Below are 25729 nucleotides of genomic sequence, written 5' to 3'. Positions count from 1 at the left end.
AAGGAGGAGGGCGGAGCGAGCCTGTTGAAAACGGCGCTGCCGGAAATCATAAAGATGTCCGGCAGCGGCGCGGTCAGCCCGGGCGGGCGGGCTTGGGTTATTTGGATTCCGCTTTTTCGCCCTGGTAGGACTTGTAGTAATCGGCCTTGTAGGCGCCGTAGCCGTCGTATCCGTAGTTCATGACGGAGGCGTGAGGCATGCAGTTGAGGACGACGCCGAGGATGGTGATGCCGGATTCCTGGAATTTTTCGAGGGCTTTGCGGATGACGGCCTTGCGGACGGTCTTGAAGCGGCAGACGTAGATCATCTCGGTGCAGAAGCGGGAGAGGAGGAGGGCGTCGGGGAAGACGGCGGCGGGAGGCGTGTCGATGATGACGAGGTCGTAGATTTTGGAGAGTTTGTTGAAGAGGTCGCAGTGGGCGAGCTGGTCGATGACTTCGGTGGGGTTCTTGATGGCGTCGCCGGCGGGCAGGAGGTCGAGGCCGGGGGCGATGGTGACGATGCCCATTTTTTGGGTTTCGACCTGGGCGGCGGCGTTGGAGCCGTTTTCGCGGAGCCAGGGGAGGAGGCCGACGCCGGATTGGGTGCCGAAGTAGCGGCGGAGGGTGGGGCGGCGGAAGTCGCAGTCCACGAGGAGGGTTTTTTTGCCGTGGGCGGCGAAGACGGCGGCCATGTTGGAGGCGGTGAGGCTCTTGCCTTCGCTGGGGATGCTGGAGGTGAAGAGGATGCGCTTCGGGTAGGGGACGATGGAGCGGATTTCGACTTCGCTGAAGACGCCGCGGTAGGCTTCGGAGAGGGCTTCGTCTTTGCCGAGGCGGAAGACGTTGGGGCGCTCGGTCTCGCTCAGCTTTTTCATGGCTTTGATGCCGCCGAGGAGGGTCTGGTTGAGACCGGATTCGACGTCGTGGCTGGATTTGACGCGGGTATCGAGGAAGCCGAGGCCGACGGGGATGCCGAAGAAGAGGACGAAGGCGAGGGCGGCGGCTTGTTTGATGACTTCCTTGGGGGTGCCGGTGTCGGGGAAGCCGGGGACGAGGGCTTTGTCGTGGATGGTGATATTTACGTTATCGAGCTGGGAGATGATGCTGATCTCGCTGAGGCGGGAGAGGATGTCCTGGTAGTTCTTACTTTTGATGTTCGATTCGTCTTCGATGTATTTGTACTCGCTGGTGATTTTATCGAGTTCCTGGGCCTGTTTTTCGGTTTCGGCGTAGTCGGTGCGGAGGCGCAGTTCGTGTTGTTTGGCGAAGTTGAAGCGGTTTTTGAGTTCGGCGATGGCGAGATCGACGGCGGATTTGAAGCCGGCTTCGGCGTCTTCCATCGCGAGCTGGTTTTGCTTCATGCGGGGGTGTTCGGAGAGGTAGCGTTCGTCGAGCTGGCGGCGTTCGGCACGGAGGGTGTCGATGCGGGTTTTCATCTCGGAGACGTTGCCGTAGCTGGCGATGTCGGAGATCTCCAAGATGTTCTTGTTGTTTTTTTGGTAGTCTTCGACGGATTCGATGAGAGTGCGCAGGTTGGTCTGGCGGAGTTCGGCTTCGGCGAGGGAGTTGCCGAGCATGGTGACTTTTTGTTGAACGACGCCTTTGTTTTCGCCGAGGGCGGCCATGTTATGTTTGGCGCGGAAGTCTTGTTTCTGGCGCTCGATGAGCTGGAGCTCGGTGCGTTTTTCCTCGGCCTGGCCGCGGAGCAGGAGCATGGCGGAGCTGGTCTTGGTCATCGCGCGGTCGATGGTGTACTGGATGTACTGGCGGGCGAAGCGGTTGGCGATGAGGGCGGCGGCTTCGGGGTCTTTATTCCAGACCATGATGCGCAGGATGGTGGTGCTGCGCTGGGGTTCGATGCGGACGTTGGGGCGGATGATGTCGGCGAGCGAGGGGGGGGGCGCGGTGGGGCTGTCCGGGTTGCGGTAGGCGTTCTGGATTTGCTCGATTTCTTTGGGGGTGAAGGAGCTTTGGACGGATTCGTAGAAGGTGCGGCTCAGCATCTGTTCGATGTGGAGCTGGAGCTGCATGCCGGAGTTGGTGGTGGTTTCGACGACACCGGCCATGCCGATGACGTTATCCTTTTGGTTTTCGAAGAGGAGTTTGACTTCGGTTTTGTAGATGGGCTCGGGTTTGGGCTGGGAGAGGACGAAGGCGGCGGCGACGGCGGCGGCGACGATCAGGCCGATCCACCAGCGCTCAAGGAACATGTTGAGCAGGCTCTTGGGCGAGAAGCCGCCGCCGGCTGGCTTAGTCTGTGGCTGTTCGGACGAGCCGCGTTTGCCGGAGGAGGATTTGGTGGATTTGGACATGGTCAGACCTGGGTAGGTGATCGGGAATTAGAACAAGCGCTCGTCGACGTAGATGCGGTCACCTGGGTAGATAGGGAAACTTTTGAGGGCGTTTTTGCGGTTTTCCATCATGGCTTCCACGTCGACGCTGGTGACTTGTTCGCGGCCAGTTTCGTCTTTGTGGTAGACCTTCACGTCGTTGGATTTGGCGTTGGCGGTGAAGCCGCCGTAGCGGGTCATGAGCTCGACGATTTCGATGCTGGCGACTTCTTTCGGGAGAGGGAAGACGCCTTGGCGGACGCCGCGGCCGGTGAGGGTGACTTCGTTGGTGGCGTAGTCGCGGACGGTGATGCTGACCAAGGGTTTTTTGAAGAGTTTCCGTTCGATGAGGACTTGCTCGATGTAGTTTTCGGCTTCGCGGACGGTTTTATCGGCGAGGGTGATCTCGTTGACGTAGGGGATGCGGACGGTGCCTTTTTTATCGATGCGTTCGGCGGTGGACATGTCGTCTTCGCCGTGGACGCCGATGGAGATTTCGTCGCCGAGGGAGAGGCGGTAGCCGGGGTCGGTCGCCATGATGAGGGGGGCCGAGGAGTCTTTGGCGGCTGTGTTTTTGGAGGCGGCGGTGGTGTTTTTGCCGGTCTTGGAGTTATCCTGCGCGTGGGCGGTGGCGCCGATGAGGAGGCAAGCGAGCGCGATGAGGGAGAGGCGTGAGGAGCTCATGGTGTTATCGGTGGAGGGCGGTCTTAGAAGGTGACGGAGGCGGTGAGCTTGACGGTGTGTCGTTCGTAGTCGCGCGGGGCAAAGCGGCCTGGCTGGGCACCGGAGGAGGAGGTGTCGTTGTTTTGGTAGGTGTAGCCGGTGCCGATGGTGAGGTACTTATTGAAGGTGCGGGAGAGCTCGAGACTGGCATCGATGATGCGGTCTTCGCGGTCGGTGCCGCGGGTGGTCTGCCAGGCGTAGCCGGCGTTGCCGGTGAGGTTGGTGGAGCGGCCGAATTGTTGGTCGAAGCCGCCGCTGATGCGGTTGTTTTCGATGCTGAGGTCGGTGAGGGAGAGATCCATGGAGCGGCTGGCCTGGATGCTCAGTTTGGTGCGTTCGCGGGCGGACCAGGTGAGGCTGAGGTTGCCGCTGAAGAATTTGCCGGCTTCGTCGTTGCGGCCTGCGGTGGCGGGTTGGGAGTAGGAGAGGGAGGCGGAGCTGGTGAGTTTGGGGAAGCGTTTGCGGGGGAGGAAAGGACCATCTATCGACACGCTGATGTAGCTGCTGGTGCTTTTGGTTTCGCCGGAGGTGGTTTCCTGGGCGGAGCGGCGGAGGAAGGAGTAGCCGTAGTTGAGCGATCCGTTGACTTCGCCGTAGAGGGGGCGGGAGAGGCCGAGGCTGAAGTTGTGGGATTGTTGATCAAGGCCGACGCCGCCGGTGAAGACATCACCGGTGGTGTTGGTGAAGTTCATGTCGTGAAGGGCGGTGAGGGAGGTGCCGCGGAGGAAACCTTTATAGGTGAGGGCGACCTGGTTGGAGATCATCTCCTGGTCGCTGTAGAGGTCGCGGGTGGTGCTGGAGTAGCCGAATGATTCGCGGAGGTTGGTGCGGTCGCTCAGGCGGTATTCGAAGGCGAGGTTGCCGCTGAAGGTCTCGGTAGCGACGCGGTCGTTGACGTAGACGTCGACGATGGTGGCTTCGTTGTAATCGAGGCCGACGTTACCTTTGAAGCGGGCACCTTCGACGGTGGGGAGATCGACTTGGAGGCTGGCGCGGAGGTCGTCGGAATCGAGGTCTTGATTTTTTTCGTAGCGGTTAAAGGCGACGCCGGTGGAGGCGGTGATGGTGCCGCGGCCGGCGTTACGGATGTAGCGGAGGGAGGGGTAGAGGGAGTAGGTGGTGTCGGGGGCGTTATCGATGGTGCCGAGGAAGTAAGAGTCGTAGGTGGCGGAGGCGTTGGTCTGGAGGAGGAGGGAGCCGCGGGCGATTTCGGCGAAGCCGTAGCTGGTGGTGGCGGTGGCGGAGGCGACCAGGAGGGGGAGGAGGGCGCGGAGCGCTTGGCGGTGCGAGTGGATCACGGGAGGGCGGCTGAGTTCTTTTTCTTTAGGCGAGGGTGGCAGGCGTGGGTTTTATTGGCGGCCGGGGCAGGGAATCGCGATCTCCATTTTGAAAGCGATTGGCGGAAGGGCGTGTAGGGGAATGGCTGATGGTGGCGGCCGTGGTGATCGGGTGGCTGGTAGCAAATCCGGAGTGGGGTGGATGTGTTACGGTGGGTTAGCAGGTTTTGGGCGAGGTGGTGGCGGGTGTGAGGGGGTCAGATGTTTTTGGCGGTGATGTTTTTGGCGAGGGTGTCGGCGAGGGCGGATTCTTCGGGGAGGGCGGTGCGGGGGTCGAAGCTGTCGAGGTATTGGCGGGCTTCGGGGAGCTTGCCTTGTTCGAGGCTGATGGCGGCGCGCAGGAGGGTGATCTGGGCGGGACCGGTTTCGCCGATGGCGATGAGTTTTTCGAGGGTGCGCCAGGCGTCGGTGGGGCGGGACTGTTTGTAGAGGGAGAGGGCGTAGGCTTTGGCGTTGAAGGGAACCTCGGGGGCGGCGTCGTAGGCTTGTTTGGCGAGGACGTGGGCTTTGGTGAGGTTGGTGTTAATGAGGAGGCTGTAGTAGGCGAAGTGGCTCTTGTCATCGGCCGAGGGGGCGTCGGCTTCTACGCGCAGGGAGTAGAGGCGGGCGAGTTCGCCGGTCTGGCCGTTCTGGCGGTAGTGGTCGGCGAGTTGGGTGAGGGCGGAGGTGTCGGAGGGGTCGCGTTGGATGATGCGGTTGAGGATATCGAGGCGTTCGGCGGACCAGCCCCAGCGTTCGGCGATTTCTTCGAGGACGGGGAGGTGGGCGGGTGGGGTGGTGGTGGTGACAAGGCGCCAGGTGGCGTGGAAGTCAGCGTCTTTGCCGAGGTTCTTCTGGGCGTAGGCGAGGAGGGTGAGGCGGAGGAAGTCGTTGGTGTCCCACTTTTCGTTGCGGAGGGTGGATTCGAGGCCGCGGTAGTCGTCGGTGGCGTAGAGGGAGTCGGCGAGTTCTAGTTGGACGGTGGAGTTGCGGTAGGTGGCGGGGAGGGCTTGGAGCCAGCTTTTGCGCTCGGTACGGGAGGCGTTGTTGGAGGTGGCGAGGTTGGCGAGGCGGGTGGAGGTGGCTTGGTCGCGGCGGGCTTTTTCGACGAGGAGGGTGGCTTCCTGGTAGAGGCGGCGTTCTTCGGGGAGGAATTGGTCGAGTTTGAGGTGGGCGGTTTGTTCGACGCCTTCGTCGATGTTGCCGTTGGCGATCAGGAAGACGCCGTTGAGGAGGCTGCGTTCGGGGGAGGCGAGGGCGCCGATACCGAGGGTCTGAAGGGTCTGGAGAGCCTCCTGGGGTTTGTTTTGTTTGTAGAGGGAGAGGGCGTAGGTGGTGGTGAAGTAGGCGTTTTTGCTGTCGGCCTCGTAGTTTTCGCGGGCGGCGGTGTGGGCACGGTCGAGGGAGGTGCCGAGGAGGAGGCTGGTGTAGGTGTAGTCGTTTTTAGATTCGCGGTCGCCGGGGTCGTTTTCGTTGATGCGGCCGTAGAGGCGGTTGAGGGCGGCGGTGTTCTGGTGGGAGCGTTCCCAGGTGCTGATTTGCTGGCGGGTGGTTTTATCGGAGGGTTCGAGGGAGAATTTTTTCCAGAGGAGTTCGACGCGTTGTTCGGGCCAGCCCCAGGTGATGGTGCGGGCGAGAAGGCTTTGGAGGCGGCGGGGGTTGTTGCCGACTTCGATGACGGCGAGTTTCCAGGCTTCGGCGAAGTTGCGTTCGTCGCCGCGCTGGCGGGCGGCGTAGGCGAGGAGGGCCTGGCGGGCGAATTCGTTTTCGGTCCACTTGACGGGGCGCAGGAAGCTTTCGAGGCCGGCGTAGTCTTTGAGGGCGAGGGTGGCGGCGGCGCGGGAGAGCTGGACGGTTTCGTCGTCGCGGAGTTTGGGATCGAGGGAGGCGATCCATTGGAGGGCGTCGGCGCTCATGTCGTGGGAGCCGAGGTAGCTGACGAGGACGGGGATGTTTTCGAGTTTGGTGGCGTAGCTGGTTTTGAGACTTTCCAGATAGGGGGTGAAGCGTTTGGGGGAGGACTGGCGGTAGGCTTCGGCGACCATGAGCTGGGTGCCGACGGGGACGTCGGGGGTGAGGCTGAGCTGGTTGGCGATTTCGAGGGCGCCGTTTTCGTTTTTAGTCTGGATGGCGTCGACGAGGAGGAGGGTGAGGGCGCGGACGCGGAGGGTGGGGTCGTTGGAAAGGCTGCGGATTTCGGCGCGGATGGAGGGTTTGTTATCGTCGAAGCCGTCGGTGAGGCGGATTTGGGCGAGGTCGAGGCGGGCTTTGTTGTTGTCGGGCTGGAGCTTCACCAGGCTCATGAGGTAGTACTTGGCCTTGGTCTGGTTGCGCATGACCTGGCTGACTTGGGAGGCGAGTTCGTAGAATTCGACGGATTGGGCGGCTTCGGCGCCGACTTTGTTGATGGCGTCGAGGGCCTGGGGGTAGGCGTTGTACTTAACGGCTACGCGGATGAATTTGAGTTTGTTTTCGAGGGTGGGTTCGACGCCGGCGAGGCCTTGCTGGTAGACGAAGACTTGGGAGGAGTCTTGTTTTTCGGTGATTTCAACGGCGAGGCGCCAGGCGTCGACGTTGGACTGGTTGTACTGGATGGCTTTGCGGGCGGCGGCGAGGGCGGCGGGGTAATCGCCGGCGGCGAGGTGTTCGCGGGCGATGTTGTTGGCGCGTTTTTCGCGCCAGTTTTTATAGGCGGGTTTGGCGAAGTATTTGTAGGAGACGCCGGCGATGACGACCATGAGGACAGCGGCCCAGATGAAGACGATGACACGGGTGCTGCGTTTTTTGGGGAGGAGTTTAAGCATCGGAGTAGGGTCGGGTCAGGACTGGGGGGCGTTCAGGGGGCGGATTAGTTGAGAGAGGGTTTTTTGGATGATGGCTTCGGCTTCGTCGCGGGCGTAGGGGCCGGAGAGGGAGATGCCGATGACACGCTGGCCGAGGTTGCGCTGACCGCGGAGGACGGAGTCGATGCGTTCTTCGGTTTTCACGAAGGTGTAGCCGACGGTTTCGTTGGCGGAAAGGGGGATGTCCTCCATGATGGCGTGGTAAACGTAGACGGTGCGGGGGCCGGCTTCGAAGATGTAGGTGGAGAAGGGGACGTCGAGAGCGGGGGTGTGGGCGCTGAAGGGGCCGGTTTCGCTTTTGAGTTTCAGGCCGGTGGCGGGGAGGCAGACGGTGGGGTGGTGGGCACCGGAGAGGAATTTGGAGACGCGGCCGGGGTACCAGCGGACGTAATACATCTGGAAGCTGTAGCCTTCGGGGGTGGTCCAGGAGGCGGTTTCGCCTTCGTTGTATTTGAGGATGGCGCGGGTGCGTTCGGGGAATTCACCCATTTTGAAGGAGTCGGCGTTTTTGGGCCAGTGGATGGCCCATTCCTTCGGTGGCGGGAGCTGGGCTTCGTGGTGGCGGTACCAGGCTTCGGTGGCGATTTCGGCGGTGGCGAGGGCAATGAAGCCGAAGGCGACAAGGGCGATGGGGAAGGGGATGGGTGCGAGGGGGAGCGGGGAGGCGGGGGGCGATGGAGGGGGGGCGATTTTCGGCGCGGCGGTGGCGGTGGCGGCGTCTTCGGCGGCGTCGAGGGAGGCGAGTTTGGCGCGGAGTTTATCGAAGCCGAGGGCGAGGAACCAGAGGCCGGCGAGGCAGAGGACCATGACGGCGGTGCCGATGTGGTCGTGCCATTTTTCCATGACGTCGTTGCCTCGGGTGCCGGCGAGGTAGGTGAGGGTGGTGGTGCGGCCGATGTTGAGGACGAAGGCGACGACGAAGGAGGAACCGACGAGGAGGAGTCGCAGGAAAGGGCCCATGCGGTAGAATTCGCCGAGGAAGAGGGACATCATGAAGGATGTCTGGAGGGATCGGATACCGCTGCAGGCTTCGGCGACGTTGACCCAGGTTTCGCCGATCTGGATGAGGTTGCCCTGGTTGATGGCGGGGATGCCGCAGAGGGTGAGGGTGTCGGCAGAGACGAGGGTATTCCAGCGGGTGAGGGTCTGGACGATGTTCTCCTCGACGGCGACGGGCCAGGGGAGGGCGGTGAAGACGAAGAGGATGGGGAAGGCGAAGTGCCAGACCCAGCGGTGGCGACCCATGGCGAAGAGGGCGGCGAAGGAGAAGCTGGCGGTGAGGGCGGTGAGGTAGACGTTCACCTTGACCCAATCGGGGTTGGCTTCGTTAACGATACGCAGGGGTAGATAGGCGAGCAGGAGGAGAACGGGGATGACGAGCCAGAGCGGGTGGGGGCGGTCGGTGGCCGGTGCGGGGCGGTCGCGCCAGCGTTCGGCGAAGAGGTAGGCGGCGAGGAAGGGGACAGCCCAGCCGTAGGCGTAGAGGTCGTTCACGATCCACTCGGTGTGGATGCGGATGAAAAGCAGCAGCCAGAAGAGGGCGATGAGACTCAGGTTAACGAGAAGAAATGGTCGAATCGGGAGAGACTTCATCCGGTGCTTGGGCTGGGAACGTAGTACGACAGGACTGATTCCTTTTCCGCACATGAAAATTACGGGCGGAAAGGGGCTAGTTTGAAATCGTCGGAATGGGGCGATTTCAACACCAAAGCCGGGGTGCAGGGATCGCGTGCACCTTTCGGCTAGCCAAATGGGCACAGGTACTTAGCAACGCTGCACGTGAAAATCACCGTCTGGGGCATCAACTACGATCCTGAGCCGACCGGTATCGGCCCTTTCAACACGGACTTGTGCGTGTGGCTGGCAGCGCACGGGCATGTGGTGACGATGCTTTCGACGTTTCCGTACTATCCGTGGTGGAAGAAGCGGGCGGAGGATAAGGGCAAAGTGCATGAGCGGGCGGTGGTGAGCGGCGTGACGCTGCATCGTTGCTGGCATTATGTGCCGGAGAAGCCGTCCACGGTGAAGCGGTTGATCCATGAGCTGAGTTTCGTGGCGACCTCGACGTGGCGGGCGCTTTGGACGGAGAAGCCGGATGTTTATTTTGTGGTGAGTCCGTCTTTGTTTCTCGGGATCGGAGCGTTCATCGCGAGCCGGCTGAAGCGGCGGCCGTTTGTGTTTCACGTGCAGGATTTGCAGCCGGATGCGGCGCTGGGCTTGGGAATGATCAAGCCGGGATTGTCCGTGAAGATGCTCTACGCGCTGGAAAAGTGGAGTTATCGGCGAGCTGCGCTGGTGTCGGGGATCTCGGGCGGCATGATCGAGGCGTACCGGCGCAAGGGTGTGCCGGAGGGGAAGATCTATTTGTTTCCGAATTGGATTCCGGATGTGGCTCCAGATGTGAGTGCGAACGCGGGCGGGGCGTCGTTCCGGCGGGAGTATGGGATCGGGGCGGAGACGCCGCTGATCGCGTACTCGGGGAATGTTGGGATGAAGCAGGGGCTGGAGGTCGTCGTGGAAGCGGCGCGGGGTGGTGCGGCGCATTGGGCGATTTGTGGTGAAGGCGCGGCGAAGCCGGCACTGGAGGCGGCGATCGCGGCGGATCCGGAGTCGGGCGCGCGGCTGTATCCGCTTCAGCCGGACGACCGGTACAAGGCTTTGCTGCGCGAGGCGGACGTGTCGTTGATCACACAGCAGAAGGGGACGGGGCAGTTTTTCTTCCCGAGCAAGCTGCTGTCGATTTTGCAGTACGGGCGGCCGGTGCTGGCGGTCGCTGATGAGGCGAGCGAGCTGGCGCGGGCGGCGCGCGAAGGCGGGTTTGGGATCGTCGTAGAGCCGGGCGATGCGGCTGGTTTACGAGCGGCGGCGCAGGAGATCATCGGCGCGTCGGCCGAGCAGAAGGCAGAATGGGCGCGGCGCGGGCGTGCGTGGGTGGATCAGTTTCGGCGCAGTCGCGTGCTAGGAGAATTTGAGGCGCGGCTGGAGAAAGTGGCGGCGCGTTGAGTGGTTGAGTGCCCACTTAGGTGGGTGACGCGCTACAGTGAGTTACAGCCAGTCGGTGAGGTCGGTGTCGTGCTCGATGAGATGGGTCGAGCGGTACTCGGGGGCGAGGAGGTCGAGGTAGGTTTTTTCGGCGAAGCGGCGGCAGTGGAGGAGGATTTTAGCGCGTTGGCCGGGCGCGCGGACCAGGCGGCCGAGGGCTTGGTTCACTTTTTGGATGCCGGGGATCTGGTAGACGCGTTGGGCAGCGGCGTCGCGACCGAGAGAGGAAAAGACGGCGAGGCGGGCGCGTTGGACGGCGTTTACTTCGGGGAGCGCGGGGCCGACGACCATGGCGTGGCTGATGCGGCCGCCGAGGAGGTCGATGCCTTCGGCGAAGCTGCTGCCGAGGACGAGGAAGAGGAGGTCGGAGGAGGCGAGGGCTTGCTCGACCCAGGCGGTTTGGGCGGCGAGGTCGGGGAGGCGGGGCTGAAGAGCGACTCGGATTTCCGGATACGTGGTGGTGAGTTCGCGCTGGATGGTTTCGGCGTAGGCGTAGCTCGGGAAGAAGGCAGACACGGCGCTGCGCGCAGTGGGTTGAGAGTTGAGGGTTGAGGGTTGAGAGACGGAGGCGGATGGGGAGCGTGAGGCGGAGACGAGCGTGGCGAGGGTAGCGGCGGTGGTGGGGGTGTGGCGGGCGCGTTGTTGGTAGCTGGTGTCGATGCGGGTATCGATAGCGACGTCGAAGGCGTGGTCGCGCCAGGGGGCGTGGGCGTGGACGAGGACGGGGAGGGATTGTTCGCGGGCTTCTTCTTCGCGCAGGAGGTCGGCGGCGGAGGTGAGTTGTTGGAAGAGTTTTTTGGTGGCGCGTTTGTTGAGGGTGCCGAGCTGAGACGGAGGTTGTTGAGAGTTGAGAGTTGAGGGTTGAGGGACGGATGCGGGTGGAGTGTCGAGGCCGAGGGCGGTGGCGAAGGTGTCGGTCGGGGAGAGGGTGGCGGAGGCGAGGAGGACGGCGTTGTAGCAGCGGAGGGTGGGAGCGATGGCGGGGGCGGCGTCGAGGCAGGTGATGTGGAGTTCGGAGGGGCGGGGGCTCCACCAGAGGCGGGGGACGTCGTGTGTATTCAGAGTTTCGTGGCAGGCGGGGATCTGCCAGAGGAACTCGGCGATTGGCTGAAGGAGTTCTTGGGTGTCGAGCGGCGTGGTCGTGATGAGGCCGGCTAGGGTGGCGAGGAGTTCGCGGGCGTCGTCTTCGTCGGCGAGGGTGTGAGTGTCGCGGGTGGGGAGTTGGTGGAGGAAGTGGGCCCAGTGTTGGGCGGCCTGGACGAGTTTTGACGGGGCGCGGAGTTGGTGCAGGGACTCGGCGAGGGCGGTGGCGTCGGCGGCGGAAAAGGTGTGCGAGTAGACGTCGGCGACGCGGGAGGGGAGGTTGTGGGCTTCGTCGATGACGAGGAGGGTGCGGGCGGGGTCGAAGCCGGGTTGTTCGTAGAAGAGGCCGCGGGTGGAGGGGGAAAAGACGTAGTTGTAGTCGCCGATCCAGACGTCGTTGAAGGGGAGGGCGGCGCGGGTGATTTCGTAGGGGCAGATTTGCGCGGCGCGGCCGGCGGCGCGGAGGCTGGCGATGTCGCGGGGTTCGTTTTCCAGGAGGTAGAAGCGGGCGAGGCCGCTTTTGGGCCAGCGGGATTCGGCACCGTTGAGGTAGGCGCAGGTGTCGCGCGAGCAGTGGAAGACGGTGTTGACGCAGTGTTCGTGTTTTGGGCGTATCAGCCAGACGGTGACGGGCGCGCTTTGCGCGCCGGAAGAGTGAGGGGTGAAGTGTGAAGGGTGAAAGGCGGAGGCGGACACCTGCGTGTTTGCGGTGGGCTCGGTCATGAGGCCGAGGGTGCGCATGACCTGGAGCTGGCCGGTGGCTTTGCTGGTGAGGTAGAGGACGCGTTCGCAGCGGCCGGAGCGGAGTTGGGTGAGGGCGAGTTCGAGGAGGGCGCCGGTTTTGCCGAAGCCGGTGGGGGCTTCGAAGAGGACGATGGGGTTTTTCGCGAGGGCGGAGGCGAGGTCGGCTTGGGTGGTTTCTTGTCCGACGCGGAGTTCGGTGAAGGGCGGGCGGAAGCGGAGGTTGCGGAGGCGTTCGCGGGCGCGGTGGCGGAGGTCGAGGAATTCGCAGACGCGGGCGAGTTGGGCGTGGAAGAGGACGTCGTCGGCGGAGGTGAGTCCGATGGTTTGGGCGAGGCCGGAGGCGATTTCGACGAAGTGGAGTTCGGCGGAGACGGACACGGCCGGGGCGGCCGTGGGTTGAGAGTTGAGAGCGGAGGTTTGAGCGATCGGAAGGGCGGCGGGGTCGAAGCGGGCGAGGGCGGAGTAGGTGGCGATCTGGATGAAGTAGGACGGGTACTCGGCGCGGAGTTCGGATTCGTCGGCGGGGAGTTCGCGGGAGACGGTTTTGATTTCGCGAAGCGTGATGCCCTGGGCGGACGGGATGAGCTGGTCGATGCGGCCGGTGAGCGTGAGGGTCCAACCGTGGTGGACGACGCGGCCGGTGATGGGGATTTCGAAGAGGGCGTCGCTGCGCTCGGCAGTGGTCTGGGCGCGGAGCTGGTTGTGCCAGTGGGTGCCGAGTTGGGCGCGCCAGATGCCGGAGTGGCCGCCGGTGGAATCGCGCGGGCCGAGGGTGAACTCGGAGAACTCACCGACGCTCAGGCGGGCGGTGCGTTGATCGAGGTCGAAGTCCATGAGGCGGGTGAAGGAGGCGGAAGAGGAATCGCAAAGACGCGAAGGCGCAAAGGACGGAGCGAAGAAGACGGTGGAGGAGAGTCGGAGAACGGAGTTTGGACAGGATTAACGGGATTAAGAGGATTGGTCGGACGGGGAAGGCGTGGATGAGGGGATTGGGCTTCTGGGTATCGTTCTCTTAGTCGTACTCGTTCGTGGGGGCGGAGGGAGAAAGAGTAAGAGAAAGAGGAAAGAGAAAGATTTGGGGTGTCAGGGGAGGATTTCGGTGTGTTCGCGGAGGTAGTCGGCGAGGCGTTTTTGGAGGCGTTCGACGGTGGCGGTGTCGGTGGTCTGGGCGGCGACGGGTTGATTGAGGAGCGTGGCGACGAGTTCGCGGTCAGCGGTGGGGAGCGTGGGGAACCATTGTTGTTTCACTGGATGGCCTTCGTCGCGGGCGAGCCTGTAGAGGGATTTGAAATACACGATGTCGGGACGCGCGCTGGTGGCGAAGGCGGCGAGGGCGTCGCGGAGGAGTTGATAGATGCGCCCGCGGCTTTCTTCGGGGACGGGGTTGCGCGCTATGAACGTGGCGAGAGACGACGCGTGGCGGAGGGTTTCGTAGTCGCGGCCGAGTCCGGCGTGGCGGGTGAGGAGACGGGGTTCGCGGATGAACCAGGTCTGGCCTTGGTTGGCGGTTTCGAGGAAGAGGGCGACTTCGTCGAAGAGGTCGAGGGCGACGGTGGTGGCGGGGCCGGATTTTTTCGGGAGGCGCTGAAGGGCGAGGAGCGTGCCGTGCGTGGGGGAGAAGATGGTTAGGGATTGAAACGTGTCGGCGGGCGGGCGTTTGAGGAGGACGATGGCGTCGGTCGTGAGGGGCTGGCCGGGCATGAAGGAAGATTGAAGTGAGAAGGGTGAAGAGGGAAAGGCCCGGAGGGTGGCGAGCAGTGCGCGGGGGGCGTTTTCTTTTTCTCTCTCTTTCGTGAGGGGGCGGTTCGGAGGGAGAAAGAGTAAGAGAAAGATTAGGGGAGGGTGGGCGGGGTGACTTTTGCGGCGGGGGGCCAGGGGGGAATGACGGCGCCGCCGGAGATGATCATTTTCATGGCTTCGCCGACGGGCATATCGAGTTCGATGACTTCGTTTTTGGGGAAGAGGAGGAGGTATCCGCCGGTGGGATTGGGCGTGGTGGGGACGAAGACGGTGAGGAGTTCGAGGCCGGTGCGGGCGCTGGGTTCGCCCTGAGTTTTGTTCGTGAGGAAGCCGATGGTGCGGACGCCGGGGCGGGGAAATTCTACGAGGACGACTTTGTTGAAGAGGTTGCGGTTTTGGGTACCGAAGGTGTCGACGATTTGTTTGACGGTGTTGTACACGGCGCTGACGCCAGGGATGTTTTGGACGAAGCGTTCGGCGAGGCTGCCGAAGTACTGGCCGAGGACGTAGCGGGAGACCCAGCCGAGCAGGGTGATGAGGACGATGATGATGAACGTGGCGACGATGTTCCAGACGATGCGGAGGCTCTCGTGGTCGCGGAGGTCGGCAGGGACGAAGAAGAAGAAATAGTCACGGAAGCCGCCGCCGACGCGCTCGAAGAGGGCGGAGAAAACGATCCAGGTGATCGTGATCGGCGTGAGCAGGAGAAGACCGGAGAGGAAGGCGTTGCGGAGGGTGGCGAACCGGGAGGGGCCTGGTGCTGGTGCGGGCGCGAGTGAAGAGTCGGACATCGGAGGATGAGGAGCGGATGTTGTGCCGCCCGGTAAGGGCGCGTGCAAGCGAATGGCCGGGCAGGGCAGAGAAGCAGAAGCCAGAGGATGAGAGGCCAGAAGGCGGAGGGCAGGTGGGGAGAAACGCTGTGGCCTGACGGAGAAGCGATTTCGGAGGGAGGAAACCGCTAATAGAAAACGCCAATGGGGCGTTTTTAGGAAGTGCGGCTGCGGCCAATGGCCTTCGCGAGCGGGCGGAGACGGCCAATGGCCGCAGTGGGGGACAGGTTCTGCGGAAAACGTCGAGGTGCCGTTTCGATCACAGAGGAGCGGTTGTCAGGCGCGTGATTTGCCGAGGGTGAAACGCGGGAGGGCTTTGGCGGCGCGGAGGATGTCCATGGCGCGGGATTCGGCGGCTCTCATGCGGCGTTTTTTGGCGGGCTTGAGGTCGTCGTAGCCGGCGAGGTGGAGCCAGCCGTGGACAACGTAGAGGGTGAGCTCGTCGGAGAAATCGCGGTCGTGGGTGGCGGCGAAGGTGGCGGCGGTGTCGGCCGAGACGCAGATCTCGCCGGCGCTTTCGAGGGTGGGGTTGCCTTCGAAGGTGATGACGTCGGTCGTGGTGGGGTCGTCGAGGAAGTCGTCGTGAATGCGGGCGAGGGCGGCGTCGGTGAGGAAGGCGAGGGAGAGTTCGCCGGGCGGGACGGCTGGTGAGAATGACCAATGACCAGTGACCAGTGACGCAGTGGGGGAGGAGTCGGACTGGGATTTTCGATTTGTAGATCCTGTCGCTTCGCTCGGCACGATTTTCGATTTTCGATTGGCGGACGACGGAGCCGACGGGGACGCCGGCGCTCCCTGGGCGGCGAGTTGGGCTTCGGCGGTTTTGCGGGCGGCGGGGGTGAGGAGCGGGAGGTCGGACTCGGTGTAGCGGAAGCGGGCGTCGAGGGTGTGGACGATTTTGGCGACGGCGCGGCGGTCTAGCTTGAGGCGCGGGTGGGCGTTGTGGATGTGGACTTCGCGGGCGGGCATGGCGGCGGATGGGAAATCCGAAATCCGAAGCGCGGAGGACGAAGGGGCAATGGTGAAATCGCGCGCCGCAGGCGGGCGAATGACCAATGACCAATGCGCTGGCGCGAGTAGCAGGAAGGTGGGCGTGGCCAAACGGCGGGGTTAAGGCTAACCCGCCCTACCTCGGAATCGGAGGCGTCGCGTGAGGTCGAGCTCTACAAGGGCGATCAGGTGGCGGGCTGGGCTTTGGGAGCGGGGGCGGAGTCTTCGCCGGGTTGATTATAGCTCACCCGGGAATGGAGCATGTTGAGCAGGGTGAAGGTGAAGCTGCTCTTGATTTTATTGAGCTCCTCTAAGGTCACGGGGGCTTCGTCGAGCTGGCCGTCTTCGATGCGGTCTTTGAAGATCTGGTCGATCAATTCGCCGAGGTGCTGAGGGGTGACTTTGCGCAGGGAACGTGAGGCGGCTTCGACGCCGTCGGCGAGGTGAATGATGGCGCTTTCTTTGAACTGCGGGCGAGGGCCGTCGTAGCGGTAGGTCGTTTCGCAGACGCGGGCGGGTTCGAGGCCGGGGAGGGATTGAAAGGGGGGGCGTGTATCCGAGGCGGGGGGACGGGTGCCGGGGGCGTTGCTGGCGGGGCGTTTGTCGCCGAGGGCGCGCTGGAAGAAGTAGCGGATAAGCGAGGTGCCGTGGTGCTGCTGGATGACGTCGAGGACGGCGCGGGGGAGTTTGTGTTTCACGGCGAGGTCGATGCCGTCTTTGACGTGGGCCTTGATGATCAAGGCGGAGAGGGAGGGGTTGTTTTCGTCGTGCGGGTTGGCGCGGTCGCGCTGGTTTTCGGTGAAGTATTCGGGCTTTTTGGTTTTGCCGATGTCGTGGAAGAGGGCGCAGACGCGGGCGAGGAGGGGGTTGGCGCCGATGGCGTTGGCGGCGTTTTCGGAGAGCTGGGCGACGATGAGGGAGTGGTGGTAGGTGCCGGGAGCCTCAATCTGCATGAGGCGGAGGAGGGGGTGATTAAAGTCGGTGAGCTCGAGCAGGGTGATGTCGGTGGTGCGTTTGAAGAGGCCTTCGATGACGGGGAGGACGCCGGCGACGATGACGCCGGTGAGGATGCCGGTGCCGAGACCGGCGAGCATTTGTTTGGGGATCAGGTGAGGCGGGGTGAGGAAGGAGAGCTGGTCGATGAAGCCGATGAGACCGGCGAAGATCGCGACGGTGAATCCGCCGTAGGCGGCGGCGCGGACGACATCGCCGCGGCGGCGGACTTGGCGGCAGCAGAAGATGCCGACCATCGAGGCGAGGAAGGTGATGACGAGGACGTCGAGGCGGTTACCGTAAATGACGCTCGTGAAGATCGAGATGAAGAGCGCCATGAAGATGGCTGAGCCGGCGTCGATCAGGATGGCGACGATCAGGGGCGCGAGCGCGGTGGGCGCGATGTAGGGCAGGACGGAGGCGGCGTTGGCGTTCTGGACGAAGTAGGGGAGTTCACCGAGCCAGAAGGTGAGACGGACTAAGGCGAGGTTGCTGATGACGACGAGGGCGAGGAGGCCGAGGCGGCCGTTGCTCTGGAGGGTTTCGCGGTCTTCGAGGCGGATGTAGACGGCGCTGGCGGCGAGCATGGCGAGCACGAGGAGAACGCGGCCGAAGAGCTGGAGGCCTTCCTCGATGCGGGTCTCCTCGTTTTTCATGAGGTAGTTCCGGTGGGCTTCGAGCATCTCGTACTGCTCGTCGGTGACGCGGGTGCCGGGCTCGATGATGGTCTGTCCTTGCTGGACCGATACGACGACGGGCTGGAGTTCTTGGAGTACCTGTTCCTGGAGGCGGGTGCTGGCGGCGGCGTCGAAGGTGAGGTTGGGGACGAGGCCGTTGCGGAAGATGCGGAAGAGGGCGAGGGAGACGTCGCGACCGACGCCTTCGGCGGTGAGGTTGATGCGGAGGAAGGTGAGGGCTTCCTCCATGGACTGGACGGGGCGCTGGACGACGTCGCCGTTGGGACGCGTTATCTGAAAGATCGTGACGGAGCCGGGGGCGTTGATGCCGCCGGCGAGGCGACCATCCTGGATGCCTTCCTGGTAGAGATCGCGGAGGGCGAGGAGGCCTTCTTCGACGAGTTTGAAGCGGGTCTTGGCGTCGGTCGCGTTGATGAGGGTGAGGACGTCATCAACGGAGGCGCGGTAGGGGCCTTTGGCGTCGAAGGCTTCAACGATCGGAGTGAGAGCGGCGCGGCGGGCGTCGGCCTGGATGGTCTGGGCGTGGGTGCTCTCGAAGGTTTCGAGCTGGGCGAGGAGTTCGCGGATGTGGCCTTGGAAGCGCTGGAGGTGGGTGAGCTCGAGCTGGTAAACGCGGGGTACGCGGGTGCGGGCCTGTTCGCGGTTGAAGCGGGTTTTTTCCTGGCTGGTGTATTCGAAGGGGGCGCTGGCGGTGATGCGGACGGCGGAGAGCTGATTGGGGAGGACGGGGAGGTTGACCGTGCTGACGCCGACGAAGCTGATGAGGACGATGGCGGCGACCGTGGCGATGAAGATGAGGATCGTGACCAGGTGGCTGGTTTCGAGGAACTCGACGGTGCCGGAGACGTCGGCCGTTTTGCGCATCCGGAGGGGGCGACTGGCGCCGCCGGGGAGGGCTTTGAGTTTATCGATGAGAGACATATCGTACGCGCAGCGCGAAAATCAAAAACAGGAAGGCGGACGCTGGAGAGGAGACGGCGGGGGGGCGAGGGCTTATTTTAGGGGTGAAAAAGGTGACTAGCGGATGGGAGGGGGACGGATGACGGAGGGCGGAATTTTGGACAGGATTAAGAGGATGAGCAGGATTGGCGGAGGGCGGCGGGGGATTTTTTAACCGCGAAAGGACTCCAGTGGATGCGAATGGTTCGGAGGGCGGATGCTGCGGGGAAGCGGGGTGAGGGCACCCCGCCTACATCGGGAATCGGAGACTCGCACGATGGCGCGCGGCGGCGCTGCGCGAGCGCAGGCCCTACGACGGAGGGGAGTCGCCCATGGGGTTTTTGTAGCGTTCGTAGGCTTCGATGATTTTCAGGACGAGGGGGTGGCGGACGACGTCGGAGCCGCTGAATTGGTGGAACTCGATGCCGGGGATGTTTTGGAGGATGCGGTTTACTTCGAGGAGGCCGGATTGTTTGGCGCGGGGGAGGTCGATCTGGGTGACGTCGCCGGTGACGACCATGCGGGAGTCTTCGCCGAGGCGGGTGAGGAACATCATCATCTGCTCTGGCGTGGTGTTTTGGGCTTCGTCCAAAACGATGAACGCGCGGCTGAGGGTGCGGCCGCGCATGTAGGCGAGGGGGGCGATTTCGATGATGCCTTTTTCGGTGAGGCGGGAAACATCCTCGGGGTCGAGCATGTCGCCGAGCGCATCGTAGAGGGGGCGAAGGTAGGGGAGGATTTTTTCGCGGAGGTCGCCGGGGAGGAAACCGAGGGCTTCGCCGGCTTCGACGGCGGGGCGGGTGAGGATGATGCGCTCGACCTCGTTTTTGAGGAGGGCCGAGACGGCGGCGGCCATGGCGAGGTAGGTTTTGCCTGTGCCCGCCGGGCCGATACCGAAGACGACGGGGCTTTTGAGGATGGATTGGAGGTAGAGTTTCTGGCCGAGGGTTTTGGGGACGATGGTTTTGCGGTTGGTGGCGATGACGAGGGGCTGGCCGAAGAGGGCGCGGAGCTGGTCGGTTTCGCCGCGCGTGATGGCGTCCACGAAGCGGTGGAAGTCGGGCGTGCGGATGGAGACGCCCTGGGCGCGGGCATCGTTGAGGAAGCCGAAGAGGGATTCGACGCGGGCGATGGCTTCAGCGGGGCCGTCGATCTTGAGCCAGTCTTCGCGGGTGACGAGGCGGACGCCGAGGTGTTTTTCGACGTAGGCGAGGTTCTCTTCGCGTCCGCCGATGAGTTGCTGGAGATGGCGGGGAGACGGGAAGCGGAGGGTTTGGGAGGGGACGGAAGCGGGCATGAGGGAAGGAAAATGACCAGTGACCAATGAACAATGACCAGTGCGCAGGCGTGGGACTTAGTTTATGGCTGGGATTTGGCGGTACCTTTTTCCTGAGGAGCTTGGGAGTCCTGAATCAGTTTTTTAAGCGTACTATAAATTGCTCCTACCGGGGCTGATTCATCGGTTCGTTGAAAGAAGTTTTCGGCTTCTCCGTATTTGATGAAGACCCAGAAATCGCAGCCGTCGGTTTTAATCTGGGGACGCTCTAGCACGTGTTTTTTAGGACCAAGTTCGAAGAGCTCCTGATCGATGCACTGCCCCACAAACTCCGCTAAACGATATTTATCGAGCTGAGTGCGCGTTTCTCCCTTTAGATCGCGACGTATAATAACGCCTTTATCCAGGGAGTTTTTTAGCAGCTCTTGGATTTCGAGCGGACCGTCGTAGCGAACTTCGTATGAAGCGGTTTCCGGGCCCCAGCCTCCCGAGATAAACAAATGCAGGAAAAACGTGTGAGTTTTTGCCTCATTCGACAGCCTCGCTTGGTCGGTCGCTTGCTTGAGAAAATCATCCCTGATTTTGGAGTCGCTGGCATTGAGCGAGACGACCGAAACGATGATCAGGAGTGTGCGGAGGACTTTCATGCTCATGACATCAGTGCAGTTTTGAGGCTTCGGCGCTCAGGCGTTCCCACGTGGCGTCGAGGGATTGGGGGAGGATGCGGGTCTGGCCGAGGACGGGCATGAAGTTGTTGTCGCCGTTCCAGCGGGGGACGAGGTGGCCGTGGAGGTGGGCGATGCTGCCGCCGGCGGCGGAGCCGAGGTTGAAGCCGACGTTGACGCCGTCGGGTTTCATCGCGGCGCGGAGTATTCGTTTGCCGGTGACGATGGTGGCGAAGAGGTCGGCGCTTTCGGCGGGGGTGAGTTCCTCGATGTCGGTGACTTCGCGGAAAGGGATGGCGAGGAGGTGGCCGGGGTTGTAGGGAAAGCGGTTGAGCATGAGGTACGACAGCGGGCTGCGGTACACGATGAGCGCGGAGCGGTCGTCGCCGAGGGCGGGGAGTTCGGTGAAGGGGCGTTTCACGGCGGGGAAACGCGGGGCTTCGATGTATTCCATGCGCCAGTAGGCGTGAAGGTGCTCCATGTGTTTGCGGTGGTGGAAAGGTGCGCGGAGAGAAAGCCGCGCAGGAGTGAAAGTCAAAGGTGGCGCGGGTGCGGAGCGTATCGCGGATGATGCATGACCAAGATTGGACTGTGAGCGATCAGATGGGAGAGGTTGTTCGGGAGTTATATTCCGGTGAGAGCCCGATGGCACGTTTGAGGCGTGTGGAGTAACGTGACGTGTCGATAGGTGTTCATCGTTTTTCCACGCAGCGCTTATGTCCAAGTCTCCGTCTTTTTTTCGCAATCATGGGCTATCGCTCATGATGTTTGGCTGCTTCCTGTTTTTTTTGACGGGGCAGATTCTGACGGGGCGACACGAGTTGAATGACGAGCTTGGGAAACGCGGAGAGCGGGCGCTCGCGCTTGGCGAGTATGTGCGGAGCGCGCATTTTTTGGAAGTCACGGCGGAGAACTGGGAGAGCGAGTTTTTCCAGATGTTCGTCTATGTGTTCGCGACGGCGTTTCTGTACCAAAAAGGCTCGGCGGAATCGAAAGATCCCCGGAAGAAACATGCGCATCATTGCGTCGAGAAAGGGCCGGTACCGGCGGATGCGCCGTGGCCGGTGAAGCGAGGCGGGTGGGTGCTCTTCGTGTACGAGCACTCGTTGTCACTGGCGTTTTTCGGGATGTTTCTGGTGGCGTTCGCGCTGCATGCTCATGGCGGACAAAGACACTATAACCAGGAGCGACTGGCGGATGGTGAATCGCTAGTGACGGTGTGGCAGTATCTCGGATCGTCGCGCTTCTGGTTCGAGTCGTTTCAGAACTGGCAGAGCGAGTTTCTCGCGATCGGAAGCATGGTGGTGCTGACTATTTTTCTGCGTGAGAAAAACTCACCAGAATCAAAGGAAGTGGAGACACCGCATTGGGAAAACGAGGAAGACTGAAGCGTTCGCAAAGAGGCGGGATCCAAGATGCAGTTTGCCAAGAAGACGGCGCGACGTGTTGTGCAGATTGCCTTCGCCCGGGCGATGGGTGCTCAAGGCGAACCAGGTGCGCGGATAGTTTTCTCATTGGTTACGCGCGGCTTAACCCGCGAGTTGTTGGGCGCGGCTGCACGTTGGCATGGGGTGAGCGAATAGCAGGCAGCGCCCTAACCGTTTCACGCCGTGTGGCGGCGATGCGGCGGGATAAACCTCACATTAATCACTGTATCACCATGTCCTCTCTTCATTCACTCCAAGACCTCCTCGCTGACGAACTAAAGGATCTCTACAACGCTGAAACCCAGCTCACGAAGGCCCTGCCAAAAATGGCCAAGGCAGCCACCAACGAAGATTTGAAACAGGGGTTTCTCGATCATCTTGAAGAGACCAAGGGTCACATCGAGCGGCTGGCAAAAGCGTTCAAACTCCTCGATCTGCCTGTGAAAGGTAAGACCTGTCACGCCATGAAAGGTCTTATCGAAGAAGGTGCGGAGGCTATCGAAGTCGATGCGCCTGATTCGATTCGCGATGCGCAGCTGATCGGTGCAGCTCAACGGGTGGAGCATTATGAAATGGCTGCGTACGGAACGGCGCGCGCGTTTGCTGAAGCACTCGGTGAGACCAAGGTGGCCAAGTTGCTCCAAGATACTTTGGACGAGGAAGGTGAGACGAATAAGAAACTCACCGCGCTTTCCGAAGTCGTGAATGCCGAAGCGCTGGCTTCGGCCGAGAACGAATAATCGCCCGTTCAGTCGTTCATTTTTCCACGGACAGGGCCGCATTAAACATGCGGCCTGTCTTTTCATTTTTCCGGAGCAACCTTATGAAAAAGACCGCGCATACACGTCGTTCTTCGACGAATTCTTCAGCCACGAATCTCTCCGCGAGCGCACGCTCACGTCGCAAGCCGCTCATGCAGGCGGAGCCGAAGACGCCGTTTGCGGTGCAGCATCAGCGTTCGCCTGGTTTGGAGAGTAAACTGAAGCCGCTGCCGCGCTGGCAGGCGACGCGTTATCGGCCGGCGGGAAAGCTGGAGGATAAAGTGGCGCTCATCACGGGAGGGGATTCGGGCATTGGGCGGGCGGTCGCTTTTCTTTACGCGCGTGAAGGCGCGGATGTGGCGATTTCTTATCTGCCGCAGGAGCAGTCTGACGCTGAACGCGTGAAGCAATCCATCGAGGCGGTGGGGCGCTCGTGTTTGTTGCTACCGGCGGATTTGAGTCGTGAGGCGGCGTGCAAAGAGATCGTCGAGAAAACGCTGAAGCATTTTGGGAAGCTCGATATTCTTGTTTCAAATGCGGCGTATCAGGGCCGAAACGACAGTTTGGAGGAAGTAACGACCGAGGAATTCGATCACACGTTCAAGACTAACATTTATGCCTATTTTCACTTAGTGAAGACCGCGCTGCCGCACCTGAAGCCGGGCTCGGCGATTATCGCGACGAGTTCCGAAACGGGGATTCTCGGTTCAGCGAAGTTGCCGGATTACTCTTCGACTAAAGGCGCGATCAACGCGTTTACCAAGACTCTCGCCATGGATCTCATCGAGCGCGGGATTCGCGTGAATGCGATCGCACCGGGCCCCGTGTGGACGCCGCTCAATCCATCCGACAAGGGGCTGACGCCGAAAAAGGTCTCGGTGTTTGGTGGTGATTCGCCGATGGGCCGTCCGGCTCAACCAGAAGAACTAGCACCATCGTATGTGTTTCTCGCGTCGGATGCGGACTCTTCGTACATAACAGGCATTGTACTTCCGGTGATGGGCGGAGAAACGAGCGGCGGGTGATGTGTTCGCGATTCCCGCTAGCTTTCAACGAAATGAAAAATCCTGATGCGCAGTGTTCGCAAAACCAAAGGGCGGATATGAGCCCGGTTTGCCGCGGTGTGGATTGAAGAGAACGGTCCACGGATTGGGACGCGCGAAAATGGAGTCGATGGCCATGCAGGCGGCGAGTGTGCCGAAGGTGAGTCCGTTTCCTCCGAAACCAGTTGCGATGAATTGATCGACAGTGGTGCTGCCGATCAGAGGAAGACCGTCGCTGGTTTCGACGACATGCCCAGACCACTGGCGATCAATCGTGGCGTCGGGGAAAATTTCCATGAAGCGTTTGGCCAGCCGTGTTGGCGCATGCACAGCATCAGAATCACCAGGTGCGTGATCCTCACCGCCGAAGATAGCGAAATCGTGACTCCGGCGATTTTCGATACGGAGGTGGTGATAGGGCGAATCGGTGTCCCAGAACAAACCTTCGGCTATTTGAGACGGAAGCTTGGCGGAAAGTGCGTGAGTCTCGACGATGGCGAGCGGCGTTTTGAGTTCGGTCGCATGCGAGGAAGTCGCGATGGCGGCGTGCGTAGCGAGGACGAGGTGGCGGCCAGTGACGGTGAAGTTGCCGGCCTTGATCGCGATGGGACGGTTTTGAATTTCGTCCACGGAAGTCTGCTCGAAAACGTGACTGCCTTTGCCTCCGAAATTACGAACGAGACCGGCGAGGAATTTGCGCGGATTAAAGACGGCCTGACGCGGGAAGCGCACGCCCGGCCTGTGAAAAACGGGTATGGAGGAAATGTAGTCAGACGGGATCCCGAGTTCGCGGCTCGCCGCAGCTTCGTGGATGAGGTTATCCATTGCGAAATCGTCCGCGCGTGGAGCGTGGAGAAAGCCGGACAGCCATTTGAAATCACAGGCGATGTTTTCTGTGCGGATGAGGCTGGCGATTTGATCGATGGCTGAGATGCCGGCGTCCCAGATGGCGCGGGCCTGACGACGTCCGAAATTGCTAACGATCTCCGAGAAGCGAAGGTCGCTCACGGCGGTGAGGTGCGCGGAGGTGAGCCCGGAATCCATGCGGGCGAGGCGGTCGCGTTCGATGAGGGCGAATGTGAGGCCGGCTCGCTGGCAAAGAATCGCAGTGGTGATTCCTACAATGCCACCGCCTACAATGATGACATCGGTGGTGAGGTCGGTCCCAAGACGGGGAAAGCGGGGCAGTGTACTTGAGGCCAGCCAGTGAGCGAGTGTCGGATCCATGAACGCCGACAGAACACCGCCTATTCAGGACTGTTCCCAAACGATTGCAGGCTCTGCAAAAAGCAGGGTGCCGGTACACGTGCGGGATCAGGCGAGGACTTTGGCGGTGTCGCTGGAGTAGTTGATGAAGGTCTCCTGCGTGGCGGCGTGAATTTCGCCGAGGCGGAGCTGGATGTCGTCGAGGTATTCGTGGAGGCCGTCGGCGATGGCTTCTTTGATGACGGTTTTTTCCAAGTGATCGCGGAGGCTGGCGATGAGGCGGGCGGCGGCGTTGTCGGCGAGGTGCGGGGCGGCGGCGGTGATTTGCGCGAGGGCGAAGCCGGCTTCGCTGAGGGAAAATAAAATGCTGCGGGGGAAGAAGTGATCGCGGACGAGGTAATCGACGACGCGCTCAAGCGTGAGCTGGCCGCGGCGGCTTTTGCGGAAGGCTTCGAAGGCGGAGCAGGAGCGGAGGACGGAAGCCCATTGCACCATGTCGAGCGCGGAGCCGACGGAGGTGTTATCGGGGAGAAGCATGTAGTACTTCACGTCGAGGATGCGCGAGGTGTTGTCGGCGCGTTCCATGAAGCGGCCGAGTTCGAAGAACCACCACATTTGGGTGCGCGGGATCATCGACGATGCGACGCCGTAGAAGAGCTGGATGCGGCCTTTGAGGAAGGAGAGGTATTCGGAGGAGCCGAGCTGGGCGTAGCGGGAGTAGTCGTCCTCTTTGAGCTTTAGATAGAAGGTGTTGAGCTCTTCCCAGACTTCGCCGGCGAGCTGGTCGCGGATGCAGCGGGCGTTTTCGCGGGCGTAGGCGATGCAGGAGAGGAAGGAGCTGGGGTTCTGGCGGTTGAAGAGGACGAAGTCGACGACGGTGCGCTCGGTGACTTCCTGGCCGTAGAGTTTGTGGAAGAGTTCGTCGCCGCCGCAGACATACACCAAGGGCTCCCAGGAGCGCGGGTCGTCGGCGGCCTGGCGGCTCTGGAGATCGAGCACGAGCTGGGCATTGACGTCGAGGAGACGGGCGGCGTTTTCGGCGCGCTCGAGGTAGCGGGCGGTCCAGAAGATGAGATTGGCGACGCGGGAGAGCATGGTG

At 62.0% G+C, this 25729-nt stretch carries 19 protein-coding genes; 4 read left to right on the top strand and 15 right to left on the bottom strand.

Annotated features, from left to right (window positions below; genetic code table 11):
- Positions 1 to 97 precede the first annotated feature (97 nt).
- From CMV30_RS04525 to CMV30_RS20615, 5 genes are all read right to left on the bottom strand, one after another.
- The gene (locus CMV30_RS04525) at positions 98 to 2293 is read right to left on the bottom strand and encodes a GumC family protein (RefSeq protein WP_096054910.1); all 2196 of its coding nucleotides are present in this window, start codon (positions 2291 to 2293) and stop codon (positions 98 to 100) included.
- A 27-nt stretch (positions 2294 to 2320) separates the two neighbouring features.
- Entirely contained in the window at positions 2321 to 2995 is a 675-nt protein-coding gene (locus CMV30_RS04520) for a polysaccharide biosynthesis/export family protein (protein ID WP_096054909.1), read from the bottom strand.
- Between the two features lie 23 nt (positions 2996 to 3018).
- Positions 3019 to 4332, bottom strand: coding sequence for an outer membrane beta-barrel protein (locus tag CMV30_RS04515; protein WP_096054908.1), 1314 nt, complete (start codon positions 4330 to 4332; stop codon positions 3019 to 3021).
- Between the two features lie 236 nt (positions 4333 to 4568).
- Positions 4569 to 7154, bottom strand: a complete 2586-nt coding sequence (locus CMV30_RS04510) for a tetratricopeptide repeat protein (RefSeq protein WP_096054907.1) — start codon at positions 7152 to 7154, stop codon at positions 4569 to 4571.
- 15 nt (positions 7155 to 7169) lie between these two features.
- Positions 7170 to 8786, bottom strand: a complete 1617-nt coding sequence (locus CMV30_RS20615; protein WP_175414727.1) for an archaeosortase/exosortase family protein — start codon at positions 8784 to 8786, stop codon at positions 7170 to 7172.
- Positions 8787 to 8972: 186 nt separating this feature from the next.
- Here CMV30_RS20615 and CMV30_RS04500 point away from each other — a divergent pair, with 186 nt between their 5' ends.
- Positions 8973 to 10196 (top strand): WcaI family glycosyltransferase, encoded by a 1224-nt coding sequence (locus tag CMV30_RS04500; protein ID WP_175414726.1) that lies wholly within the window; start codon positions 8973 to 8975, stop codon positions 10194 to 10196.
- Between the two features lie 42 nt (positions 10197 to 10238).
- On the opposite strand, the gene CMV30_RS04495 is transcribed toward CMV30_RS04500, so the two are convergent.
- The 8 genes from CMV30_RS04495 to CMV30_RS04460 form a co-directional block, all read right to left on the bottom strand.
- On the bottom strand, positions 10239 to 12896 hold the full coding sequence (locus tag CMV30_RS04495; protein ID WP_096054904.1) for an ATP-dependent DNA helicase: 2658 nt from the start codon (positions 12894 to 12896) through the stop codon (positions 10239 to 10241).
- A gap of 249 nt (positions 12897 to 13145) precedes the next feature.
- Positions 13146 to 13763 (bottom strand): hypothetical protein, encoded by a 618-nt coding sequence (locus tag CMV30_RS04490; RefSeq protein WP_096054903.1) that lies wholly within the window; start codon positions 13761 to 13763, stop codon positions 13146 to 13148.
- Positions 13764 to 13894: 131 nt separating this feature from the next.
- Entirely contained in the window at positions 13895 to 14593 is a 699-nt protein-coding gene (locus CMV30_RS04485) for a DUF502 domain-containing protein (protein WP_096054902.1), read from the bottom strand.
- A 315-nt stretch (positions 14594 to 14908) separates the two neighbouring features.
- Positions 14909 to 15601 carry an rRNA maturation RNase YbeY gene (ybeY, locus tag CMV30_RS04480; protein WP_096057616.1) on the bottom strand — a complete coding sequence of 231 codons (693 nt, stop codon included), beginning with the start codon at positions 15599 to 15601 and terminating at the stop codon, positions 14909 to 14911.
- A 206-nt stretch (positions 15602 to 15807) separates the two neighbouring features.
- Positions 15808 to 18234 carry an HD family phosphohydrolase gene (locus tag CMV30_RS04475; RefSeq protein WP_096054901.1) on the bottom strand — a complete coding sequence of 809 codons (2427 nt, stop codon included), beginning with the start codon at positions 18232 to 18234 and terminating at the stop codon, positions 15808 to 15810.
- Between the two features lie 328 nt (positions 18235 to 18562).
- Positions 18563 to 19549 (bottom strand): PhoH family protein, encoded by a 987-nt coding sequence (locus tag CMV30_RS04470; protein ID WP_096054900.1) that lies wholly within the window; start codon positions 19547 to 19549, stop codon positions 18563 to 18565.
- A gap of 62 nt (positions 19550 to 19611) precedes the next feature.
- Positions 19612 to 20181 (bottom strand): hypothetical protein, encoded by a 570-nt coding sequence (locus CMV30_RS04465; RefSeq protein WP_096054899.1) that lies wholly within the window; start codon positions 20179 to 20181, stop codon positions 19612 to 19614.
- Positions 20182 to 20185: 4 nt separating this feature from the next.
- Positions 20186 to 20674 carry an HIT family protein gene (locus tag CMV30_RS04460; protein WP_096054898.1) on the bottom strand — a complete coding sequence of 163 codons (489 nt, stop codon included), beginning with the start codon at positions 20672 to 20674 and terminating at the stop codon, positions 20186 to 20188.
- 235 nt (positions 20675 to 20909) lie between these two features.
- Between CMV30_RS04460 and CMV30_RS04455 the strand changes: the two genes are divergently transcribed.
- The 3 genes from CMV30_RS04455 (at position 20910) to CMV30_RS04445 (ending at position 23406) form a co-directional block, all read left to right on the top strand.
- Positions 20910 to 21581, top strand: a complete 672-nt coding sequence (locus CMV30_RS04455; protein ID WP_096054897.1) for a DUF6766 family protein — start codon at positions 20910 to 20912, stop codon at positions 21579 to 21581.
- Positions 21582 to 21853: 272 nt separating this feature from the next.
- On the top strand, positions 21854 to 22360 hold the full coding sequence (locus tag CMV30_RS04450) for a ferritin-like domain-containing protein (RefSeq protein WP_096054896.1): 507 nt from the start codon (positions 21854 to 21856) through the stop codon (positions 22358 to 22360).
- Positions 22361 to 22443: 83 nt separating this feature from the next.
- Positions 22444 to 23406: an SDR family oxidoreductase gene (locus CMV30_RS04445; RefSeq protein WP_096054895.1), complete on the top strand. Its 963-nt coding sequence runs from the start codon at positions 22444 to 22446 to the stop codon at positions 23404 to 23406.
- Positions 23407 to 23430: 24 nt separating this feature from the next.
- Here the strand turns inward: CMV30_RS04445 and CMV30_RS04440 are convergent, their stop codons facing one another.
- On the bottom strand, positions 23431 to 24651 hold the full coding sequence (locus CMV30_RS04440) for an NAD(P)/FAD-dependent oxidoreductase (protein ID WP_096054894.1): 1221 nt from the start codon (positions 24649 to 24651) through the stop codon (positions 23431 to 23433).
- A gap of 87 nt (positions 24652 to 24738) precedes the next feature.
- Positions 24739 to 25725, bottom strand: a complete 987-nt coding sequence (locus CMV30_RS04435; RefSeq protein ID WP_096054893.1) for an alpha-E domain-containing protein — start codon at positions 25723 to 25725, stop codon at positions 24739 to 24741.
- Between the last annotated feature and the right edge of the window lie 4 nt (positions 25726 to 25729).

This window comes from Nibricoccus aquaticus (assembly GCF_002310495.1).
In the GTDB taxonomy this organism is placed as follows: domain Bacteria; phylum Verrucomicrobiota; class Verrucomicrobiia; order Opitutales; family Opitutaceae; genus Nibricoccus; species Nibricoccus aquaticus.
The sequence above is the reverse complement of the archived record's forward strand: the minus strand, read 5'-3'. Positions and strand labels throughout refer to the sequence as shown.